Origin of the sequence: Neoaquamicrobium microcysteis, assembly GCF_008180155.1 — a bacterium.
In the GTDB taxonomy this organism is placed as follows: Bacteria; Pseudomonadota; Alphaproteobacteria; order Rhizobiales; family Rhizobiaceae; genus Aerobium; species Aerobium microcysteis.
This window is the reverse complement of the sequence record NZ_VSZS01000053.1, coordinates 39,444-60,579: the sequence shown is the minus strand read 5'-3', so window position 1 is coordinate 60,579 and position 21,136 is coordinate 39,444. Positions and strand designations below refer to the sequence as shown.

Annotated in this window: 18 protein-coding genes; 13 read left to right on the top strand and 5 right to left on the bottom strand. The window is 64.7% G+C overall.

Features of this window, described 5'->3' with window-relative positions:
• Window positions 1-80: 80 nt before the first annotated feature.
• Window positions 81-368, top strand: a complete 288-nt coding sequence (locus tag FY036_RS02775; RefSeq protein ID WP_148913179.1) for an FAD assembly factor SdhE — start codon at window positions 81-83, stop codon at window positions 366-368.
• Window positions 369-375: 7 nt separating this feature from the next.
• Window positions 376-3,864 carry a transcription-repair coupling factor gene (gene mfd, locus FY036_RS02770; RefSeq protein WP_148913178.1) on the top strand — a complete coding sequence of 1,163 codons (3,489 nt, stop codon included), beginning with the start codon at window positions 376-378 and terminating at the stop codon, window positions 3,862-3,864.
• A gap of 3 nt (window positions 3,865-3,867) precedes the next feature.
• Here mfd and FY036_RS02765 read toward each other — a convergent pair whose 3' ends face one another.
• The gene (locus tag FY036_RS02765; RefSeq protein WP_148913177.1) at window positions 3,868-4,560 is read right to left on the bottom strand and encodes a DsbA family oxidoreductase; all 693 of its coding nucleotides are present in this window, start codon (window positions 4,558-4,560) and stop codon (window positions 3,868-3,870) included.
• Window positions 4,561-4,687: 127 nt separating this feature from the next.
• Window positions 4,688-6,502 (bottom strand): extracellular solute-binding protein, encoded by a 1,815-nt coding sequence (locus FY036_RS02760; RefSeq protein WP_148913176.1) that lies wholly within the window; start codon window positions 6,500-6,502, stop codon window positions 4,688-4,690.
• A 236-nt stretch (window positions 6,503-6,738) separates the two neighbouring features.
• On the opposite strand from FY036_RS02760, the gene FY036_RS02755 reads away from it, so the two are divergent.
• Window positions 6,739-7,374 (top strand): invasion associated locus B family protein, encoded by a 636-nt coding sequence (locus FY036_RS02755; protein WP_148913175.1) that lies wholly within the window; start codon window positions 6,739-6,741, stop codon window positions 7,372-7,374.
• A gap of 68 nt (window positions 7,375-7,442) precedes the next feature.
• Here the strand turns inward: FY036_RS02755 and hspQ are convergent, their stop codons facing one another.
• Window positions 7,443-7,775, bottom strand: a complete 333-nt coding sequence (gene hspQ, locus FY036_RS02750; protein ID WP_148913174.1) for a heat shock protein HspQ — start codon at window positions 7,773-7,775, stop codon at window positions 7,443-7,445.
• A 138-nt stretch (window positions 7,776-7,913) separates the two neighbouring features.
• Between hspQ and FY036_RS02745 the strand changes: the two genes are divergently transcribed.
• Entirely contained in the window at window positions 7,914-8,876 is a 963-nt protein-coding gene (locus FY036_RS02745; protein WP_148913173.1) for an AEC family transporter, read from the top strand.
• Here FY036_RS02745 and FY036_RS02740 read toward each other — a convergent pair.
• Complete coding sequence (locus FY036_RS02740) at window positions 8,873-10,057, bottom strand: UbiH/UbiF family hydroxylase (RefSeq protein ID WP_148913172.1); 1,185 nt, start codon at window positions 10,055-10,057, stop codon at window positions 8,873-8,875. The genes FY036_RS02745 and FY036_RS02740 overlap by 4 nt on opposite strands.
• Window positions 10,058-10,354: 297 nt before the next feature.
• Between FY036_RS02740 and pcsA the strand changes: the two genes are divergently transcribed.
• From pcsA to FY036_RS02705, 7 genes are all read left to right on the top strand, one after another.
• Window positions 10,355-11,125 (top strand): phosphatidylcholine synthase, encoded by a 771-nt coding sequence (gene pcsA / locus FY036_RS02735; protein ID WP_148913171.1) that lies wholly within the window; start codon window positions 10,355-10,357, stop codon window positions 11,123-11,125.
• 1 nt (window position 11,126) lies between these two features.
• Entirely contained in the window at window positions 11,127-12,104 is a 978-nt protein-coding gene (locus FY036_RS02730; RefSeq protein WP_148913170.1) for a quinone oxidoreductase family protein, read from the top strand.
• A 122-nt stretch (window positions 12,105-12,226) separates the two neighbouring features.
• Window positions 12,227-13,798, top strand: a complete 1,572-nt coding sequence (locus tag FY036_RS02725) for an ABC transporter ATP-binding protein (RefSeq protein WP_148913169.1) — start codon at window positions 12,227-12,229, stop codon at window positions 13,796-13,798.
• Complete coding sequence (locus tag FY036_RS02720; RefSeq protein WP_148913168.1) at window positions 13,798-14,895, top strand: ABC transporter permease; 1,098 nt, start codon at window positions 13,798-13,800, stop codon at window positions 14,893-14,895. Before FY036_RS02725 ends, FY036_RS02720 begins: the two co-directional genes overlap by 1 nt.
• Entirely contained in the window at window positions 14,888-15,802 is a 915-nt protein-coding gene (locus FY036_RS02715) for an ABC transporter permease (protein ID WP_148913167.1), read from the top strand. The genes FY036_RS02720 and FY036_RS02715 overlap by 8 nt, the downstream gene beginning before the upstream one ends.
• Window positions 15,803-15,853: 51 nt before the next feature.
• The gene (locus FY036_RS02710; RefSeq protein WP_148913166.1) at window positions 15,854-16,924 is read left to right on the top strand and encodes a BMP family ABC transporter substrate-binding protein; all 1,071 of its coding nucleotides are present in this window, start codon (window positions 15,854-15,856) and stop codon (window positions 16,922-16,924) included.
• A gap of 144 nt (window positions 16,925-17,068) precedes the next feature.
• Entirely contained in the window at window positions 17,069-17,707 is a 639-nt protein-coding gene (locus FY036_RS02705; RefSeq protein ID WP_148913165.1) for a glutathione S-transferase family protein, read from the top strand.
• Between the two features lie 9 nt (window positions 17,708-17,716).
• On the opposite strand, the gene rimO is transcribed toward FY036_RS02705, so the two are convergent.
• Window positions 17,717-19,030, bottom strand: coding sequence for a 30S ribosomal protein S12 methylthiotransferase RimO (gene rimO, locus FY036_RS02700; RefSeq protein ID WP_148913164.1), 1,314 nt, complete (start codon window positions 19,028-19,030; stop codon window positions 17,717-17,719).
• A gap of 239 nt (window positions 19,031-19,269) precedes the next feature.
• Here rimO and mgtE point away from each other — a divergent pair, with 239 nt between their 5' ends.
• Both mgtE and FY036_RS02690 read left to right on the top strand, forming a co-directional pair.
• Complete coding sequence (gene mgtE, locus FY036_RS02695; RefSeq protein WP_148913163.1) at window positions 19,270-20,685, top strand: magnesium transporter; 1,416 nt, start codon at window positions 19,270-19,272, stop codon at window positions 20,683-20,685.
• Between the two features lie 10 nt (window positions 20,686-20,695).
• Complete coding sequence (locus FY036_RS02690; RefSeq protein ID WP_148913162.1) at window positions 20,696-21,133, top strand: DUF1801 domain-containing protein; 438 nt, start codon at window positions 20,696-20,698, stop codon at window positions 21,131-21,133.
• Window positions 21,134-21,136: the final 3 nt, after the last annotated feature.

Sequence of the window (21,136 nt, the reverse complement as noted above, 5' to 3'; positions counted from 1 at the left end):
TCGGCAGACCGCGCCCGCAAAGGCTGACATCTGCGTCCGCAGTCGCTATATGCCCCTTTCATCCACAAAGGTTCTCGGTCATGACAGGAACAACGCGCTCCAGCGCCGATCTCGACATTCGACGCCGCAAGGTGCTGTTTCGCTCGTGGCATCGGGGCATGCGCGAGGTGGACCTGATCCTCGGATCGTTCGCGGACGGGGAGATCGCCGCGCTGAGCGAGGACGAGCTCGCCGTCTACGAGGCGCTGATGGCGGAGCCCGATGCCGATATCCTGAAATGGGTGACGGGAGAGGCGCCAGTGCCCGCCCGCCACGACACGCCGGTATTCGCGAAAATCCTTTCCTATCGCGCCCGCGTAAACGTCTGACGGGAACATGAAGCTGATCGACCCCATTCGCCTGCCGGCAAAAGGCGCGACCGTCGTGGACGGCGTCGCGGACGGCTACGAGGCGTTCGCGCTGGCCGCGATTTCCGCTGAACTGGGCGAGAAGCCGCTGCTGTTCGTGGCGCGCGACGGCCAGCGCCTACCGGCGATCGCCGAGACGCTGGCTTTCGCAGCCCCGGGCCTGCCGGTGCTGGAACTGCCGGCATGGGATTGCCTGCCCTACGACCGCGTATCGCCCGGCTCCGACGCCGCGGCGCGCCGTCTGGACGCCATGGCGTCGATGGCTGCGCTGAAGAACAAGCCTCACCGCGCGGTGATCCTCGCCAGCGCCAACGCGCTGCTGCAGCGCATGCCGCCGGCAGACGCGATCGAGGCGCAGACCTTCGTTGCCAAGCCCGGCAACCAGGTGGACATGAACGCGCTGGCCGCAAGGCTGGACACCAGCGGTTTCGAGCGCGTGCCGACGGTGCGCGACGTGGGCGAATTCGCGGTACGCGGCGGTATTCTCGATCTCTACGCGCCCGGCGGCGAGCCGATGCGGCTCGACTTCTTCGGCGACACGCTGGAATCGATCCGCGCCTTCGACGTGGCGACGCAGCGCACCACTGGGCAGCGCGCGGCCTTCTCGCAGAAGCCGATGAGCGAGGTGACGCTGACGGCGGACACGATCAGCCGTTTCCGGCGGGCCTATATCGAGACCTTCGGCGCTCCGTCGCGCGACGATGCGCTTTATGCAGCGATCAGCGAGGGCCGCCGCTTCGCCGGCATGGAGCACTGGCTGCCGCTGTTCTACGAGCGGCTGGAGACGGTGTTCGATTACCTGCCTGACATGCCTGTCATCTTCGACCACCTGGCGAAAGAGGCGATCGGGGAGCGCCATGCGCTGATCGTCGATCACTACGAGGCGCGCGCGAAACAGCCGGCGGCGGGGCTGGGCGAGGCGGTTCCCTACAAGCCGGTGAAGCCGGAACTGGTCTATCTGTCGCCGGACGAGGTGGCTGCGCGCGCGGGGGACCGGATTGCAGTCGAGTTCACCCCGTTTGAGGTGCCGGAAACCAGCGGCCGAACGCTGCGCCATGCCGGCGCGCATGCCGGCCGAAGCTTTGCCGAGGAACGCGCGGACCCGAAGGCCAACGTGTTCGACCATGCGGTAAAGCACATCGCCGACCAGCGCGCCGCAGGCCGCCGCGTGCTGGTGGCCGGATGGAGCGAAGGCTCGCTCGACCGGCTGACGCAAATCCTTGCCGAGCACAAGCTGGAGAACCTTCGCACGGTCGCGACGCTGGCAGATGCCACGAGCCTGAAGTCGGGCGAGGCCGGCCTTGCGGTGCTGCCGCTCGAATCGGGCTTCGAGACGGCCAATCTGGTGGTCGTTGCCGAGCAGGACATTCTGGGCGACCGCCTTGTCCGGCGATCAAAGAAGAGGCGAAAAGCCTCTGATTTCATTGCCGAAGTGGCGGCGTTGTCAGCCGGCGATATCGTCGTTCATGCCGACCATGGCATAGGCCGTTTCGTCGGGTTGAAGACCATCGAGGCGGCGGGCGCGCCGCATGACTGTCTCGAAATCCGCTATGCCGGGGATGACAGGCTGTTCCTGCCGGTCGAGAACATCGAGCTTCTGTCCCGATACGGATCGGACGCTGCCGAGACGGTTCTCGACAAGCTGGGCGGTGTCGCCTGGCAGTCGCGCAAGGCCAAGCTGAAGCGCAGGCTGCTCGAGATGGCGGGGCAACTGATCCAGCTTGCCGCGCAGCGCCAGATGCGGCCAGCCCCGGTGCTGACCCCGCCGGACGGCCTCTACGGAGAGTTTGCCGCGCGGTTCCCCTATGATGAGACGGATGACCAGCAGGCCGCCATCGACGCCGTGAGCGACGACCTGGCAGCGGGGCGGCCGATGGATCGCCTGATCTGCGGCGATGTGGGCTTCGGCAAGACGGAAGTGGCGCTTCGCGCGGCGTTCCTCGCCGCCATGGAAGGGTTCCAGGTCGCGGTGGTCGTCCCCACGACGCTGCTCGCGCGCCAGCATTTCCGTACGTTCAGCCAGCGCTTTTCGGGGCTGCCCGTCACCGTGCGGCAGGCATCGCGGCTGGTGGGCTCCAAGGAACTCGCCGAGACGAAGAAGGGCATCACGGACGGCACGGTCGATATCGTGGTCGGGACCCACGCGCTGCTTGGTTCGTCGATGAGCTTCAAGAACCTCGGCCTGCTCATCATCGACGAGGAGCAGCATTTCGGCGTCAAGCACAAGGAGCGCCTGAAGGAGCTGAAGAGCGACGTGCACGTGCTGACGCTTTCGGCGACGCCGATTCCGCGGACGTTGCAGCTTGCGCTGACCGGCGTGCGCGAACTGTCGCTCATCACCACGCCGCCGGTGGACCGCATGGCGGTGCGCACCTTCATTTCGCCCTTCGACCCGCTGGTGATACGCGAGACGCTGCTGCGCGAGCGCTATCGCGGCGGGCAGAGCTTCTACGTTGTGCCGCGCATCTCGGACCTTGCGGACATCAAGAAGTTCCTCGACGAGCAGGTGCCGGAGCTCAAGGTGGCGACGGCGCACGGCCAGATGGCGGCCGGCGAGCTGGACGACATCATGAACGCCTTCTACGACGGGCAGTACGACGTACTTCTGTCGACCACGATCGTGGAATCCGGCCTCGACATCCCGACCGCCAACACGATGATCGTGCACCGCGCCGACATGTTCGGCCTTGCGCAGCTCTACCAGCTTCGCGGGCGGGTGGGACGCTCCAAGCTGCGCGCCTATGCGCTGTTCACGCTGCCGGCCAACCGGACGCTCACCCAGCTCGCCGAAAGGCGGCTCAAGGTGCTGCAGTCGCTCGACACGCTGGGCGCGGGTTTCCAGCTCGCCAGCCACGACCTCGACATTCGCGGTGCGGGCAACCTGTTGGGCGAGGAGCAGTCGGGCCATATCAAGGAAGTGGGCTTCGAGCTCTACCAGCAGATGCTGGAGGAGGCGGTTGCAGAGCTGCGCGGCACGGGCGACGTGTCGGACGGAAGCTGGTCGCCGCAGATCGCCATCGGCACTTCGGTGATGATTCCCGAAAGCTATGTGCCGGACCTTCAGCTTCGGCTGGGGCTCTACCGTCGGCTGGGCGATCTGGAAACCACGGAGGAAATCGACGGCTTCGGTGCGGAGCTCATCGACCGGTTCGGCCCGATGCCGGAGGAAGTCGACCACCTGCTCAAGATCGTCTTCATCAAGGCGCTGTGCAGAAAGGCCAATGTGGAGAAGCTGGATGCCGGGCCGAAGGGCGTCGTCATCCACTTCCGCGGCAAGTCGTTCGCCGACCCGGCAGGTCTGGTGCGGTTCATCGGCGAGCAAGGGTCTCTGGCAAAGATACGGCCCGATCACGGCATCGTGCTGATGCGCGACTGGCCGACGGCCCAGAAGCGGCTTGCGGGTTCCGCCGTCGTCATGACCCAGCTTGCGAAGCTGGCCGAGAAGGCCGCGGCCTGAACCTCAGGTCGCGGGCTTCTCGTCCAGTTCGCCCCGAGCCTTGGCGGTGGCGATCTGGCGGATCGCGTCGGCCAGCGTTTCGGCCTCCTGCGCGCCCATGACGGCGTATTTGCCTTCCAGCAGGAAGCAGGGGACGCCGCGAACGCCCATCTGCGCGGCGGTGCCGATCTCGGCGCGGACGGAGTCGGTGTCGGCGTTGGAGGTCAGCAGCGCTTCGACGAGTGCCGAATCCATGCCGACCTCGTCGGCCGCCTCGACCAGCACGGTGCGGTCGCCGATGTCGCGGCCTTCCTCGAAGTTCATCTCGAACAGGCGCTTGACCATGCGCGGCTGCGTGCCGGGCGGCGATTTGGGAGAGGCTGCCCAGCGGATCAGCCGATGCGCGTCGAGCGTGTTGGCCGAGACCTGCATCGCATCGAAATTGAAACGGATGCCTTCGGCTTCGCCGATGCCGACGAGCTTGTCGTGGATTTCGCGCAGCCGCTCCTCGCTACCGAACTTGTCGAGCATGTACTGGCGCCGGGGCAGCCCTTCGGCGGGAATGGCTCCGTCGAGCTGGTAGGGGCGCCAGCGCACGTGCACGTCGACGTCGCCGGCAAGCGCGATGGCCCGCTCCAGCCGTTTCATGCCTACGAAACACCACGGACAGGCGACATCCGAGATGACATCGACGGTGATTTCTGCCGGCTCGCTCATGCGCGCGCTCCCTGTGTTCTAAAGCGCGTCGCGATCTTTCAGATTCGCTCCATGCGCTTCAGCTACTTGTTTTGACGCATGTCTTTGTCCCGAAACCGGTGCCCACTTTCGGGAGACATGCTTTAACTCAACGGCCCGCGTGCCACCATGTCTGGAACTGCGGCCCGTAGACCGGCGTCGTTTCAGGCCGCTCGATCTGCTTCCAGCGTGCCACCCAGCGATTGAGCTGCGGGTTGTAGAGCGGCACCACATAGGCGCCACTGAGCAGCACGCGATCATAGGCGCGCACAGCGGTGATGAAATCCTCACGCGAGCGGGCGGCCAGAAGCGCCTCGATCATCGCATCGATGGCGGGTTCGGCGACACCGGCAAAATTGTAGGTGCCGTTGAGGTCGCGCGTCACCGAGCCCCAGCGGCCAAGCTGCTCGGCGCCCGGCGACAGCGAGGACGTGTAGCTTTGCAGGATCACGTCGTAGTCGTAGGTGCGCTGGCGCTGGAGGTACTGCGCGCTGTCAACGACGCGGATGCTGGCCTGGATGCCGAGGCGCTCCAGCGTGCGGCCCCACGCGGTCGCCAGCGGGACGCCGGACGGGCCGTTGAGCATGATCTCGAAGCTGAGCGGCTGGCCGTCGGGACCGACGAGACGGCGGCCGTCGAGCCGGTAGCCGGCCTTCGTCAGCGCCTCCATGCCCTGACGCAGGAAATCGCGGTCGCGGCCCGAACCGTCGGAGGCGCTGGGCTTCCACGAGCCGTCCATGATTTCAGGCAGAACCGCGTCGGGGAAGGGGGCCAGCAGCGCGCGCTCGGCCTCGCTTGCAGGGACGCCCTGCGAGGACAGCTCGGAGCCGTCATAGTAGCTCTTCGTGCGTTCGTAGGCGCCGTTGAAGAGGTTGCGGTTCGCCCATTCGAAGTCGAACAGGTTGACCAGCGCCATGCGCAGGTCGCGGTTGGAAAACACCGGGCGGCGCGTGTTCATAACGAAGCCGTACATGCCCGAAGGCAGGCCGAACTCGAAATCCTCCTTGATGACACGCCCGTCGCTGACCGCCGGGAAGTCGTAGCCGGTGGCCCAGCGCCCGGTGTCGGTCTCGATGTGGATCGAGGACACGCCTTTCTTGAAGGCTTCGAACATGGTGTTGTCGTCGCGGATATAGTTTATCCGCAGCTCGTCATAATTGTCGAAGCCTCGCTTGGACGGGATGTCTTTCGCCCAGTAGTCGGGGTTGCGCTTCATGACCACGAGTTCGCCGGGACGCACGGTGTCGACGACATACGGGCCGGAGCCGATCATCGGGGTGAGGGAAGAGCGGTCGAAGGTTTCAGCGTCTATCGCGTGCTGCGGCAGGATGGGAAGCTGGCCCAGCAGCAGCGGGATCTCGCGGCCGGCATCGGGCTTCATGGTGAAGCGCACGCCGCGCTCGCCGACCTTCTCGATACGCTCGGCTGCCCTGATCCAGTTCTGGTAGATGGGCCGGCCCTTCTCCAGCAGGAGGTTCATAGAGAAGATCACGTCGTCCGCCGTCACCGGCGCGCCATCGGAGAAGCGGGCACGCTCGTCCATCGTGAACTCGACGAAGGTGCGCTCGTCGTCCGTCTCGATGCTTTCGGCCAGCAGCGGATAAAGCGTGAAGGCTTCGTCACGCGAGCGCAGCATCAGCGTCTCGAACACGTTCATGCCGAAATAGGGATCGAACAGGCCGCGCGCTCCGTCGCCCATGACGATGAACGGGTTGAGGCTGTCGAAGGTGCCCTGCGTGGCATAGTCGATGCGCCCGCCCTTGGGTGCGTCCGGGTTGGCGTAGGGGAAATGCGTGAAGTCTGCCGGCAGCTCCGGCTCGCCGTGCATGGCGATGGCGTGGCGGGGGCCGTCGCCCGCAGCGGACTGGCAGACTGGTGAAAAAAGGGCGGCGATCGCCAGGATGGGCAGGATCGACAGGCGCATGACAATGCTCCGGTGCGATGTCATTCTGATAGAGCTGATTCGAGGCACCGTAGCACGGGAGGCGCTCGGCCCGGAATGCCCGCCAGACGCTGTGGCGAATTTGGGCGCAGGGCTGGATTCCACCGCGCGGGCGGTGTAACAGGCGCGCAAGAGCCATGCTGTCGCCGTATTTGATAAGCAGTAGCGGATCGACTTCGGCCCGCCCGCAGCTCCATTTCTGAGAGGAAAACGCCCCGATGAACCGCCGCAAGACCACTGCGACCCGAATTTCCCTCCTGGCCGCCGGCGCCATCGGCGTCGCCGTGTCGGGCTTCACGCCCGCCGCAGCGCAGCAGCAGCAACAGCCGGAACTGCCGCAGGGCTGGTTCAAGGCGTGCAGCAAGCAGGAAGACGTGGACATCTGCAACGTGCAGAACATCATGGTCGCCGATACCGGCCAGCTTCTGACCGGCGTCAGCCTGATCGAGGTGAAGGGCAAGACCAACCGCCGCCTGTTCCAGATCACCGTGCCGACTGGCCGTATGGTGCCTCCCGGCATCGGCCTGCAGATCGATGGCGGCCAGGCGCAGAAGATCGACTACATGCTGTGCCTGCCGGACCGCTGCATCGCGGAAGGCCAGCTGAGCGACCAGCTCGTCGCCTCCTTCAAGCGCGGCTCGGAACTGACGCTGACCTCGGTCAACTTCCAGAACCAGGCAAACCCGATCAAGATGAGCCTGTCCGGCTTCACCGCCGCCTTCGACGGGGAGCCGCTGCAGCAGTCGGATCTGGAAGACCGCCAGCGCCGCATCCAGGATTTCGTCAGCCGCAACACCGACGACTTCGCGCAGAAGCTGCGCGAGGAGCAGGAGCGGGCCAAGCAGGGCAACTAAGTCCTGCCGAACGGCAGCACGATACAAGGCGGGCCTTCGAGCCCGCCTTTTTCATTGGCCGGTCGATTTCAATGCTGGGCGCGGCCCTTGGGCGCGTAGTGCCCGTCGCTGGTCTTGTCGAAGAACTCGGCCAGCTGCGGGTGGCGCACAGGCTCGCCGGAGCTGTCGTCCAGCAGGTTCTGCTCCGACACGTAGGCGACGTATTCGCTCTCGTCGTTTTCGGCCAGCAGATGATAGAAAGGCTGGTTCTTGTGCGGCCTTACGTTTTCGGGAATGGCTTCGTACCATTCCTCCGTATTGGCGAATTCGGGATCGACATCGAATATCACGCCACGGAACGGAAACAGCCTGTGCCTGACGACCTGGCCGATCCTGAACTTCGCAACTTTGGCTTCACGCATTTTTCTGCACCCTGTATGCCTATTTGGCTCATTGCAGCGCACAATTCAATCCTCGCTCTCCTTGACGATGCCCGCAACGCAGGGTAGCCGCGCATCAGCCCACCCGCTCCAACGCCCGTTTCGCGGCCAAAGGTGACCATGGCGGATATCGTCGGACTCGTTCTGCCCTTCTTCGGGATGATCCTCCTGGGCGCGGTCGCCGCGCGCATAACCCGCCAGCCGCTCGAGGCGCTGGGATGGATGAACACCTTCATCGTCTACATCGCGCTGCCGGCCCTGTTCTTCCAGCTCATCGCAAGGACGCCGATCGAGCAGTTGACCGAGTGGCGCTACATTTTCGGCGTGCTACTCGCGACCTACCTCGTCTTCACGATCATGTTCGTGGGCTCGATGATCCTGTCGCGCGGGAAGATCGCCGAGAGCACGATCAAGAGCCTTGCAGCCGCCTACGGCAATATCGGCTATATGGGACCCGGACTGGCGCTGCTTGCCTTCGGGCCGGAAGCGGCCGTGCCGGTGGCGCTGATCTTCTGCTTCGAGAACGCCATGCACTTCGCTGTCGCGCCGATGATGATGGCGTTTGCCGGGGGTGAAAAGACGTCGCCGGGCGCGCTGGCGCTGAGCGTCGTCAAGAAGATCGTGCTGCACCCCTTCATCATCGCCACGGCGGTGGGCGTGCTTGCCGCGTGGGCGCAGTTCGAGCCGCCGGCCCCTGTGGCGAGGCTGCTGGAATATCTGGCGCAGGCGGCCGCGCCATGCGCGCTCTTCGTGATGGGCGTAACACTGGCGCTGCAACCGCTGCGGCGCGTGCCGGCCGAGCTCGGCGCCATCGTGGCACTCAAGCTCGTTATCCACCCGATCCTCTGCTACGTGATCCTGAGCCTGATCGGCGACTTCTCGCCGATATGGATGTATTCGGCGGTGCTGCTGGCGGCGCTGCCGACGGCGACGAACGTCTTCGTCATCGCCCAGCAGTACAATGTGTGGGTTCAGCGCGCGTCGGCGAGCCTTCTGCTCACGACGGTTCTGTCCGTCGTCACGCTGACGGTGCTGCTCTATCTGATCCGAAGCGGCATCATGCCGCCCGACCTGTTCCCCTAAGCCCGGAAAAGCGAGCCGAAGCCGCTGCCGGTTCGCAGCCCCTCGCGCATGAATAGCGCGCGCAGGGGCGGGGCTGCGCCGAGCAGGTTCAGGCCCGCCGCGCGCAGGAACTGGACGGGAAGCATGTCGGACAGCAGCGAGCGGTTCATCAGGTTGACGGCGGACGAGCGCGCCAGAATGTCGGGGCGGCGGCTGCGGTCATAGGCGGCGAGGGCAGAAGGCGCACCGGGGTCGGCGGCATGGGCCCCCACCGCCCGTACGAGGCTTTCGATGTCGCGGATGCCGAGGTTCAGGCCCTGCGCGCCGATGGGCGGGAAGATGTGGGCGGCCTCGCCCACAAGCGCCACGCGGTCTTTCGCGAAATGGCGCGGCAGCGCCGAGGTCAGCGGATAGACCTGGCGGCCAGGCTCGACGCTGACGCGGCCCAGCATCGACTGCATGGTCTGCTCGACGGTCTGCGAAAGGGCGGCGTCGTCGAGGTTCATCAATTCGCCGGCTCGCTCCGGACGCGTAACCCAGACGAGGCTGCAGCGCCGGCCGGGCAGGGGCACCAGCGTGAAGGGTCCATGCTCGGTGTGAAACTCGGTGGACGTGTCTTCGTGGGCGCGTGTGTGGGCGAAATCCAGCACCAGCGCGGACTGGCCCGTGCTGCCTGAACTGACCGGGATGCCGGCAGCCTCGCGGGCGGGAGACAGCCTGCCGTCGGCTGCGACAGCGAGTTTCGCGGCGATAGCCCCGCCGTCGGCGAGCGCGGCCTCGACAGCCGCTTCGCCCAGCGTCCAGCGGGAAACGGTCGTCTCCGCGCGGGTTACGTTGCCGGTCGCCGCGACTGCTTCCGCCAGAACGGCCAGAAGGCGGCGATTGGGGATGTTCAGGCCGAAATAGTCTTCGCCGATCTCGGCGGCGCGGAAAGTGACCACGGGGCTGCGCAGGAGCCGTCGCGTGGCATCGGCGATCCGCATCACCCTGAGGGGGGCGGCTTCCTTTTCCAGCGCTTCCAGAAGGCCCAGACCCCCCAGAAACTCGAGCGACGGCTTCATGAGCGCGGTGGTGCGCCGGTCGGCCAGATTGACGGCCGGTCCCGCCAGCGCGACGGAAAAGCCTGCGCGTGCGAGCGCCAGCGCGCCCATCAGGCCTGCGGGGCCCGTTCCGGCGACAACGATGTCCGTTTCGATTCTCATGCGACGCTCCGAAATCGCTCAACAGGCATATAGGAGCGGCCGGCACCCTTGAGCAACGTGTCGAATTGGCCCATTGCCATTTCCGCAGAGTTCAGCGCGGCGAGGGCCGATAATTGTTGTGCGAGTGGTGGTGCTGCCTGTAGGTTCCTGCCACTTCAAACGGCACGAGCCGGGCGAGAAATCAGGTGAGGATAAGGGAGGAGCGGCTTTGACCATGCAATCGCGAGTATTCGACCTTGCCGCAGCCGCCGCTCCAAGCGGCCGGACGCCGCTGATCCAGTCGGACCGGAACTGCCCGTGAGCAAGCAGGCATCCCCACGCAAGAAGCTTTCGGAGCGTATTCCGCGGCCCAAGAAGAAGGTGACGTGGCCGCAGGCGCGCGCCTTTTCCGTGCACCTGCTGACGGCTTCCGGCTCGTTCCTCGCCTTCCTCTCTCTGGTGGCGGCCGCCGAGAAGCAGTGGACAGCGATGTTCCTGTGGCTCGGGCTGGCGTTGTTCGTGGACGGCATAGACGGGCCGATCGCGCGCAAGCTGGACGTCAAGGAGGTGCTGCCGACGTGGTCGGGCGAACTCCTCGACAACATCATCGACTATGTCACCTATGTGCTGATACCGGCCTTCGCGCTCTATCAGAGCGGCTTCATGGGCGAGGGTCTGTCGTTCCTCTCGGCGGCCATCATCGTGGTGTCGAGCGCGATCTACTACGCCGACACCGGAATGAAGACGAAGGAGAACTTCTTCAAGGGCTTCCCGGTGGTTTGGAACATGGTGGTCTTCACCCTTTTCGTGATCGCGCCGGGAGAATGGGTCTCCTTCGCGATCGTGGTGATCGCGGCGATCCTGTCCTTTGTGCCCGTCAGCTTCCTCCATCCGGTGCGCGTGCAGCGGCTGCGCCCGCTCAATCTGGGCGTCTTCCTGGCGTGGTGCGCGCTTGGCGCGGTGGCGCTGCTGCAGAACATGGATGCGTCCTCCGTCGTGCAGGTGGGCGTCGGCATCACCGGCTTCTACCTGTTCGTTATCGGAGGCGTGATGCAGCTTTTCCCGAAACTTGGACTGAAAAAGGACTGACATGGCCAAGGCGATACGCATCCACCAGAACGGCGGACCCGAGGTTCTGAAGTACGAAGACTATCAACCGGGCAAGCCGGGCAAGGGCGAGGCGCTGATCCGCCACACGGCCATCGGCCTGAATTTCCTCGACACCTATTTCCGCTCGGGCCTCTACCCGGCCCCGGCCGGACTGCCGCTGATACCCGGCAACGAGGCGGCCGGCGAGGTGCTGGAGGTGGGCGAGGGGGTCGACTGGCTGAAGCCCGGTGACCGCGTCGCCTATGTCGGCCCGATCGGAGCCTATTGCGAGCAGCGCGTCATCCCTGCCGACAGGCTGGTGAAGGTTCCGGACGAAATTTCCGACGAGGAAGCCGCCGGCATGATGCTGAAGGGCATGACCGTCGAATATCTGCTGCTGCGCACCTATCCGGTGAAAGCCGGCGAGGTTGTGCTGTATCACGCCGCCGCCGGCGGCGTCGGGCTGATCTTCGGCCAGTGGGCGCGCAAGCTGGGCGTGACGTTGATCGGCACCGTCGGCTCCGAGGAGAAGGCGGAACTGGCGCGCGCGCATGGATACGAGCACGTCATCAACTATCGCGACCAGGATTTCGTGGCGCAGGTGAAGGAGATCACCGGCGGCAAGATGTGCGACGTGGTCTACGATTCCGTCGGCAAGGATACGTTCCCCGGCTCGCTCGACTGCCTGCGGCTGCGCGGCATGTTCGTCAGCTTCGGCCAGTCGTCGGGGCCCATCCCGCCGTTCAACCTGGCAATGCTGTCGCAGAAGGGCTCGCTCTACGCCACGCGCCCGACGCTGTTCAACTACATCGCCAAGCGCGACGAACTGGAAGCTTCGGCGAAGGCCCTGTTCGACGTGGTCGGCAGCGGTGCGGTGAAAATCCGGGTTAACCAGCGCTACCAGCTTGCCGAGGCCGCACAAGCGCACAGCGATCTCGAAGGCCGCAAGACGACCGGCACCACGGTTCTCATTCCCTAGGAATACGTTGAAAAACTTGAAGCACTTTCAAGCTGGGGGACGCTTTGCGATGTCGCGACCCCCAGCCTACGATGCCTTCGGGAACATAGAACACGTCCAGCAAAAACGGACCGGGAGGCACTGTGAGCGAGCAACGCAACAGCGCAGCCGCACCGCTACTCGAGGTGCGCGGACTTACCAAGGTATTCGGCCAGCTCAAGGCATGTGACGCCATCGATCTCACCATCGCTCGGGGAGAAATCCACGCGCTGCTGGGCGAGAACGGGGCCGGCAAATCGACGCTGGTGAAGATGCTGTTCGGCTCGCTGGAGCCGGCATCGGGCGAAATCCTCTGGAAGGGCGAGCCGGTGACCGTCACCAGCCCGGGCCACGCGCGCAAGCTCGGCATCGGCATGGTCTTCCAGCATTTCTCGCTGTTCGACGCGCTGACGGCGGCCGAAAACATCATGCTCTCGCTGGACGACGATACGTCGATCATCGAGATCGCCGAAAAGGCGCGCCAGCTTTCGGCAGCCTACGGCCTGCCGCTCGATCCCTATGCGCTGGTGGGCGACCTCTCCGTTGGCGAGCGCCAGCGCATCGAGATCATCCGCTGCCTGCTGCAGGAGCCGGAACTCATCATCCTCGACGAGCCGACATCGGTGCTGACGCCGCAGGAGGCCGACAAGCTGTTCGAGACACTGGAGCGGTTGCGCGCCGAGGGCAAGTCGATCCTCTACATCTCGCACCGGCTGGAAGAAGTGAAGCGCATGTGCGACCGGGCCACCGTACTGCGCCATGGCAAGGTCGTCGGCCATTGCGACCCGCGCAAGGAGACCGCAGCGTCGCTGGCCCGCATGATGGTGGGCAACGACGTGCAGGCGGTGGTGCGGGAAGCGCCGGCGGCCAATGCGGCTCGCCAGCCGCTGCTTGAGGTGCGCGGCCTTTCGCGCCAGCCGGCCGGACCGTTCTCGATCCCGCTGCGCGACATATGGCTGACGGTCAATGCCGGCGAGGTGGTGGGCATCGCGGGCGTTGCCGGAAACGGGCAGGGCGAGTTCTTCGAGGCGATCTCCGGCGAGGTGATCCAGCGGGACGCCGCGGTGGTGAGATTGCGCGGCAAGGATGCCGGTCGGCTCGACATCTCCGGGCGAAGGCTGGCTGGTGCCGCCTTCGTGCCCGAGGAGCGGCTGGGGCATGGTGCCGCCCCGCGCATGAAGCTTTCGGAAAACCTGCTGCTGTCGCGCTTCAAGACCGATGCGAAGGCGTTCCTGGGCGGGCTCGGGCTTATCCGCACCCCGGTGATCGCGCAGGCGGCGAAGCGGATCGTATCCGAGATGGATGTCAGGAAAAGCGCGGAAGACCCTGAAGCCGCAGCACTTTCCGGCGGCAACCTGCAAAAGTTCATCATAGGGCGCGAGCTCGACCGCAAGCCGGCGGTGATGGTGGTGAACCAGCCGACATGGGGCGTGGATGCGGGTGCCGCAGCACGCATCCGCCAGGCGCTGATCGATCTTGCGCGCTCCGGCTCGGCGGTTCTGGTCATCAGCCAGGACCTCGACGAGCTGTTCGAAGTCTCCGACGCGATCGCGGTGATGCATGACGGCCAGCTTTCCGCGCCGATACCGGTGGCCGACGCGACGCTGGAGCGGATCGGGCTGCTGATGGGCGGCGCCGACGTCGCCCATGGCGAACACCACGGGGAGGCCGCGTGATGCGCATCGAACTCGTCAAGCGGCCGCAGCACTCGAAGCTGTTTTCGGCGTTATCGCCCTTTCTCGCCTTCGGGCTGACCATCGTCGCGGGAGCGGTGCTGTTCGCGCTGCTGGGCAAGAACCCGGCGACGACGCTCTACTACTACTTCATCGATCCGCTGACCGAGGTCTGGTCGCTGCACGAACTGGCGATCAAAGCCGCACCGCTGATCCTGATCGCGGTGGGCCTGTCCGTCTGCTTCCTCTCCAACAACTGGAATATCGGGGCGGAAGGCCAGTTTCTGATGGGGGCGGTGGCGGGCTCCATGCTGCCGGTGCTGTTTCCGGAGTTCCAGTTCTGGATCGTGCTGCCGCTGATGCTGCTGATGGGAATGGCAGGCGGCGCGGCCTATGCGGCGATACCGGCGTTCCTCAAGGTGCGCTTCAACACCAACGAAATCCTCACCAGCCTGATGCTGGTCTATGTCGCGCAGCTGTTCCTCGACTGGCTTGTGCGCGGCCCGTGGCGCAACCCGGCGGGCTTCAACTTTCCCGAAACGCGCAACTTCCACTCTTACGCGATACTGCCTGAAATCCTGCCTGATTCCGGCCGCGCCCACTGGGGCTTCGTGTTCGCGCTGGTTGCTGCCCTGCTGGTCTGGTTCCTGCTGTCGAAGACGCTCAAGGGTTTCGAGGTCAAGGTGCTGGGCCAGAGCCCGCGTGCAGGGCGTTTCGCCGGGTTCTCCGCCGGGCGGATGGTGATCTTCGCGTTTCTCGTGTCGGGCGCGCTGGCCGGGCTTGCCGGCATCTCGGAGGTTTCCGGCGCGATCGGCCAGCTTCGGCCGAGTTTCTCGCCCGGCTACGGCTTCACCGCCATCATCGTGGCGTTCCTGGGCCGCCTCAATCCGCTGGGGATCGTGGCTGCCGGCCTCGTTTTGGCGCTGACCTATCTGGGCGGGGAGGCGGCGCAAATCTCGGTCGGCCTTTCCGACAAGGTGGTGCGGGCGTTCCAGGGCATGATCCTGTTCTTCGTGCTGGCCTGCGACACGATGATCCACTACCAGATCCGCTTCGTCCGTCCGCAGGCGGCAGGCGCGGGGGAGACCTCCCATGTTTGAAGCCATCGTCATAACCATCGCGACGGCCGCGACGCCGCTGCTGATCGCCGCCATGGGCGAGCTGGTCGTCGAACGCTCCGGCGTGCTCAACCTCGGCGTCGAAGGCATGATGATAATGGGCGCGGTCACCGGCTTCGGCGTGGCGCTGACCACCGGATCGCCATGGCTCGGCGTGTTCGCGGCCATTCTGGTCGGGGCGCTGTTCTCGCTGCTGTTCGCGTTCCTGACGCTGACGCTGGTGACCAACCAGGTCGCCACCGGCCTCGCCCTCACGCTGCTGGGCCTCGGCCTGTCCGGCATGATCGGCGAGGGCTTCGTCGGCCTGCCCGGCGTGAAGATGGGAACGCTGTACATCCCGTTCCTTACCGACCTGCCCTATGTCGGCCGGCTCGTCTTCGGGCAGGACCCCATCTTCTACATCTCGATCATGCTGACGGCCGGCGTCGCCTATTTCCTGTTCTACACCAAGGCGGGTTTGACCCTGCGCTCGGTGGGCGACAATCACGGCTCGGCCCATGCGCTGGGCATCCGCGTCATCGCCATCCGCTATCTGGCCGTGATGTTCGGCGGGGCGTGCGCCGGGCTGGCGGGCGCGTATCTCGCGCTGGTCTATGTCCCGCAGTGGGTGGAGGGCATGAGCGCGGGACGCGGCTGGATCGCGCTGGCTCTCGTGGTGTTCGCCTCGTGGCGTCCGTGGCGGGTTCTGGCGGGCGCTTATCTCTTCGGCGCGGTGACCATCGGACAGCTCCATGCGCAGGCACTCGGATGGCCGATCCCTTCTCAACTGCTTTCTGCGCTGCCCTATCTGGCGACGATCGTGGTTCTCGTTCTAATCTCAAGAAACAGGCGACTGACAATGGTGAACACACCGGCTTCTCTGGGGCGGCCGTTTGTGCCGGATCGCTAGAACAAACAACGGGATAGAGCCCCTTTCGAATCTCAACAGAGGACGGACACAATGAGAAAAACACTTCTGGCATTGGCGGCATCGGCAGCAGTGCTGATCCCGGGCGGGGCGATGGCGCAGGACAAGACCAAGGCCTGCTGGATCTATATCGGCCCCATCGGCGATTTCGGCTGGTCCTACCAGCATCATCAGGGCCTTCTCGACGTCGAAAAGGAATTCGGCGACAAGGTCGAGACGGCCTTTCTGGAAAGCGTGCCGGAAAGCGCGGACGCCGAGCGCGCGCTGGAGCGCCTGGCACGTTCGGGCTGCGACATCATCTTCACCACGTCGTTCGGTTACATGGACCCGACCAACAAGATCGCAGGCCGTTTCCCGGACGTGAAGTTCGAGCACGCGACCGGCTACAAGCGCGAGCATGAGAACGTCTCGACCTACAATTCGAAATTCCACGAAGGCCGGTACGTACAGGGCGTGATCGCCGCCAAGATGTCGGAAGCAGGCGTTGCGGGCTACATCGCCTCGTTCCCGATCCCAGAAGTGGTGATGGGCATCAACGCCTTCCTGCTCGGCGCGCAGTCGGTCAATCCCGACTTCAAGGTCAAGGTGGTGTGGGCCAACACCTGGTTCGATCCGGGCAAGGAAGCCGATGCGGCCAAGGCGCTGATCGACCAGGGCGTCGACATCATCACCCAGCACACCGATTCCACCGCGCCGATCCAGGTGGCGGCGGAGCGCGGCATCAAGGCGTTCGGCCAGGCTTCGGACATGATCGCCTTCGGGCCCGAGACCCAACTGACCTCGATCATCGACGACTGGGGTCCGTACTACATCGAGCGTGTGAAGGCCGTCATGGACGGCACCTGGGAGCAGGTGGACGTCTGGGGCGACATGGCCGAAGGCCACGTCGTGATGGCGCCGTACACCAACATGCCCGACGACGTGAAGGCGCTGGCCGAGGAAACCGAGGCGAAGATCAAGTCGCACGAGTTCAACCCGTTCACCGGCCCGATCAACAAGCAGGACGGCACGCAGTGGCTGGCCGACGGCGAAGTCGCCGAAGACGGGTTCCTGCTCGGCCTAAACTTCTACGTGGAGGGCGTGGACGACCAGCTTCCGCAGTAGGCGAAGGCGGGTTCGCAATCACGAGGGGCGGTCTTCGGGCCGCCCTTTTTCTTTGGCGAACTGGCTGCTCCTGACGGCCGGTTGTCAGGAGGCTGGTGGTAAGACGGCCCATCCAAACCGCCGAATGAAGCGAGGAGACGGGTTATGCTCAAATTCTATCACGCGCCATGGTCAAGATCGTCCAGTGTGCTGTGGCTGCTGGAGGAACTGGGAGTCGAATACGAGCTGACGGAGATCGACATCAGACAGGAAGGCGGCGTGCCCGAAAACTACCGGCGCATCCAGCCGAGCAAGAAGGTGCCCGCCATCGAGCATGACGGCGTCGTCATCACCGAGCGCGCGGCGATTACCATCTATCTGGCAGAGGCGTTCCCTAATGCCGGTCTTGCTCCGGCGGTGGGCCACCCGATGCGCGGGCCATACCTCTCAATGCTGGTTTATTGCGATTCCGTGTTCGACCCGGCATTGGCTGCGAAGGTGCAGGGGTGGAAATACGAGAGCAATCACTTCTCGTTCGGGCTGGCCGACGACATGGTCAACTATATCGACCGCATTCTGACGGAGCGCCCCTATGCAGCGGGCGACCGGTTCACCGCAGCCGATACGCAACTCGCGTCGAGCATCGGCTATACGATGCAGCAGATGAAGGCCTTGCCGGAGCGACCGTCGTTCATCGCCTACATGGATCGCGTCAAGGACAGGCCCGCCAATCTGCGCGCCGCCGAGAAAGATCAGGAAATGGCGATTAAGACGCCGTTCTTCCAGAAGCAGTTCGCGGGGTAGGCTGACTTTTCAGCTGGCCTGCCCGTAGAGGTCGTAGGCATCGGCACGATCGATCTTGACGGTGACGATGTCTCCTACCCGCAGCGGGCGGCGCGATTCCAGATGGACGTTGCCGTCGATCTCCGGCGCGTCGTAGCGGGTGCGGCCCTTTGCTGCCGTGCCGTTTGCCTCATCGATGATGACTTGCAGGCGTTTGCCGATCTTCTTTTTCAGCAGATTGGCGGAGACCTTCTGCTGGCGCTCCATGAAGCGGCGCCAGCGGGCTTCCTTGATCTCCTGCGGAACCTCGGGCAAGCCGAGTTCTTCGGAGCGCGCGCCGCCGACGGGCTCGTATTTGAAGCAGCCGGCGCGGTCGATCTTCGCTTCGTCCAGCCAGTCGAGCAGCGTCTCGAAATCGTCGTCCGTCTCGCCCGGGAAGCCGACGATGAAGGTGGAGCGTACGGCGAGGTCCGGGCACACCTCCCGCCATGCCTTGATGCGCGCCGCCGTCTTTTCCTGGTGGGCGGGGCGACGCATGTTCTTCAGGACTGCCGGGGAGGCATGCTGGAACGGGATGTCGAGATAGGGGAGGATCTTGCCCTCGGCCATCAGCGGGATCACCTCGTCGACATGCGGGTAGGGGTAGACGTAGTGCATGCGCACCCATACGCCCATCTCGCCCAGCTCGCGCGACAGGTCGATGAACTTGGTGCGCACCTCGCGATCCTGCCATAGGCTCGGCTGGTACTTCACGTCCACGCCGTAGGCGGACGTATCCTGCGAGATGACGAGGATTTCCTTGACGCCGGCCTTCACCAGCTTTTCCGCCTCGCGCAGAACGTCGCCCGCCGGGCGGGAGACGAGGTCGCCGCGCAGCGCAGGAATGATGCAGAACGAGCAGCGGTTGTTGCAGCCTTCCGAAATCTTAAGATAGGCGTAATGGCGCGGCGTGAGCTTGACGCCCTGCGGCGGGATCAGGTCTAGGAAGGGCTCGTGGGCGGGCGGCGCGGCCTCATGCACCGCCGTCATGACGCTTTCATAGGCCTGCGGTCCGGTGATCGCCAGAACGTTGGGGTGCTTCTCTCGGATCAGCTCTGGCGTTGCGCCCATGCAGCCGGTGACGATGACCTTGCCGTTTTCCTTCATCGCGTCGCCGATGGCGGCCAGCGATTCGTCGCGCGCCGAATCGAGAAAGCCGCAGGTGTTGACGACGACGAGGTCGGCGCCGTCATGCTTGCGCGCGATCTCGTAGCCTTCGGCGCGCAGGCGCGTGATGATGCGCTCTGAATCCACCAGCGCTTTCGGGCATCCAAGGCTTACAAAGCTGACGCGGGGCGCTGGCATGGCGGAAAACTCTCGGTGGTTGAGGGGATTTGCGCCGCGCCATAGCACGAATTTTCCAAAGGTGTAATCTCCGTAGCGACGCGTGCGGCAATGAGTGCGCGGGGGCAGGCAACCCCAACGGGTGTCGCGCGTTCACCACAGGCACGACGCAGCGACACGTTGCGGCGCGATTGCCTTTGTGTTCGCCGTGCAGGCGGGCTAGACGGGGCTGACCGAACACTAACGCACGGGAGGCGCCGTTGGAAAATCCGCAAGACCGGCCGCCCGAGGACGACGTTCACACCAAAGGCGCAGACATCTACGACGAGGACGGCGCGATCCGCGCCTCGTTCCTGGCGCATATCGGCGCGGCGATTGCCGACCGCGACACGCTGACTCTCAAGCAGGACGTCGGCGCGCTTCACCAGTCGGAGGTCGGCGACCTCATCGAAGCTCTTCTGCCCGAGCAGCGTCAGGCGCTGGTCGAACTGATGGGGTCCGATTTCGACTTCACCGCGCTGACGGAAGTCGACGACGCGATCCGCATGGACATCGTGGACGCGATGCCCAACGAGCAGATCGCGCAGGCGGTGCAGGAGCTCGATTCCGACGACGCGGTCTACATTCTCGAAGACCTGGACGAGGAAGATCAGGAAGAAATCCTCGCGCAGCTTCCGTTCACCGAGCGCATCAGGCTGCGCCGGTCTCTGGACTATCCCGAGGAGTCAGCCGGCCGGCGCATGCAGACGGAGTTCGTCGCGGTGCCGCCGTTCTGGACCGTGGGCCAGACGATCGACTACATGCGCGAAGACAAGAACCTGCCTGAGTCCTTCAGCCAGATATTCGTCATCGACCCGACCTTCCGCCTGCTCGGTGCCGTCGATCTCGACCGGATCCTGCGCACGCAGCGCGGCGTGAAGATCGAAGAGGTGATGCACGAGACGCGCCACGCGATCCCGGCCACGATGGACCAGGAAGAAGCCGCGCAAATCTTCGAGCAGTACGATCTTCTCTCCGCCGCCGTGGTCGACGAGAACGAGCGTCTCGTCGGCGTGCTGACCATCGACGACGTGGTCGACGTTATTCAGGAAGAAGCCGAGGAAGATCTGATGCGCCTCGGCGGCGTCGGCGACGAAGAATTGTCGGACAAGGTGCTCACAACCTCGCGCTCGCGCGTGCCGTGGCTGATGGTCAATCTCGTTATGGCGTTTCTGGCGGCTTCGGTGATCGGCCTTTTCGACGCCACCATCCAGGAGATCGTCGCGCTGGCCATCCTGATGCCGATCGTGGCGGGCATGGGCGGCAATGCGGGCTCGCAGACGATGACGGTGACGGTGCGGGCGCTGGCGACGAAGGACATCGACATCTACAATGCGAGCCGCATCATCCGGCGCGAAATCGGCGTCGGGCTGCTCAACGGCGCCATATTCGCCACCCTTATCGCCATCGTTGCGGGGTTCTGGTTTTCGAGCCCGGACATCGGCGGGATCATCGCGGTGGCGATGGTGGTGAACATGCTGACAGCCGCGCTGGCCGGTATCCTCATCCCGCTGCTGCTCGACCGCTTCGGCGCGGACCCCGCCGTCGCGTCGGCCGTGTTCGTGACCACGATCACCGACGTGGTCGGGTTCTTCACCTTCCTCGGCCTTGCGACGTGGTGGTTCGGCCTGCTTTAGGGAGAGAGAAATGGGCGAAAGGAAGCCCGCCGCAAAGGCCAAGGCAGACGAGGTCGTCCTGCTTTCCGGCGGAAACCCGCAGATCGCCAAGGGATATGGGGACGGGCCGGTGAAGGCTTACATTGCCGCCATGCCGGGCTGGAAGAGCGATCTGGGCCGACGGATCGACGCGATCATCGAAGGCGAGGTGCCAGGCGTGCGCAAGGCGGTGAAGTGGAATTCGCCGTTCTACGGCATTGAGGACGATCTGTGGTTTCTCAGCCTCCACTGCTTCACCCGATATGTGAAAGTGACGTTCTTTCGCGGCACTTCGCTTGAGCCGGTGCCGGCGGGCAAATCCAAACACCCTGAGGTCCGTTATCTGGATATCCATGAAGGCGGGTTCGACGAGGCGCAGTTTGCCGCCTGGGTGAGGCAGGCGAGCGGCTTGCCCGGCGAGAAGCTCTGAGAG

Coding starts and splice junctions, on each gene's coding strand:
- FY036_RS02775 (WP_148913179.1), top strand. CDS start 81: ATGACAGGAACAACGCGCTCCAGCGCCGATCTCGACATTCGACGCCGC.
- mfd (WP_148913178.1), top strand. CDS start 376: ATGAAGCTGATCGACCCCATTCGCCTGCCGGCAAAAGGCGCGACCGTC.
- FY036_RS02765 (WP_148913177.1), bottom strand. CDS start 4,560: ATGAGCGAGCCGGCAGAAATCACCGTCGATGTCATCTCGGATGTCGCC.
- FY036_RS02760 (WP_148913176.1), bottom strand. CDS start 6,502: ATGCGCCTGTCGATCCTGCCCATCCTGGCGATCGCCGCCCTTTTTTCA.
- FY036_RS02755 (WP_148913175.1), top strand. CDS start 6,739: ATGAACCGCCGCAAGACCACTGCGACCCGAATTTCCCTCCTGGCCGCC.
- hspQ (WP_148913174.1), bottom strand. CDS start 7,775: ATGCGTGAAGCCAAAGTTGCGAAGTTCAGGATCGGCCAGGTCGTCAGG.
- FY036_RS02745 (WP_148913173.1), top strand. CDS start 7,914: ATGGCGGATATCGTCGGACTCGTTCTGCCCTTCTTCGGGATGATCCTC.
- FY036_RS02740 (WP_148913172.1), bottom strand. CDS start 10,057: ATGAGAATCGAAACGGACATCGTTGTCGCCGGAACGGGCCCCGCAGGC.
- FY036_RS02730 (WP_148913170.1), top strand. CDS start 11,127: ATGGCCAAGGCGATACGCATCCACCAGAACGGCGGACCCGAGGTTCTG.
- FY036_RS02720 (WP_148913168.1), top strand. CDS start 13,798: ATGCGCATCGAACTCGTCAAGCGGCCGCAGCACTCGAAGCTGTTTTCG.
- FY036_RS02715 (WP_148913167.1), top strand. CDS start 14,888: ATGTTTGAAGCCATCGTCATAACCATCGCGACGGCCGCGACGCCGCTG.
- FY036_RS02710 (WP_148913166.1), top strand. CDS start 15,854: ATGAGAAAAACACTTCTGGCATTGGCGGCATCGGCAGCAGTGCTGATC.
- FY036_RS02705 (WP_148913165.1), top strand. CDS start 17,069: ATGCTCAAATTCTATCACGCGCCATGGTCAAGATCGTCCAGTGTGCTG.
- rimO (WP_148913164.1), bottom strand. CDS start 19,030: ATGCCAGCGCCCCGCGTCAGCTTTGTAAGCCTTGGATGCCCGAAAGCG.
- FY036_RS02690 (WP_148913162.1), top strand. CDS start 20,696: ATGGGCGAAAGGAAGCCCGCCGCAAAGGCCAAGGCAGACGAGGTCGTC.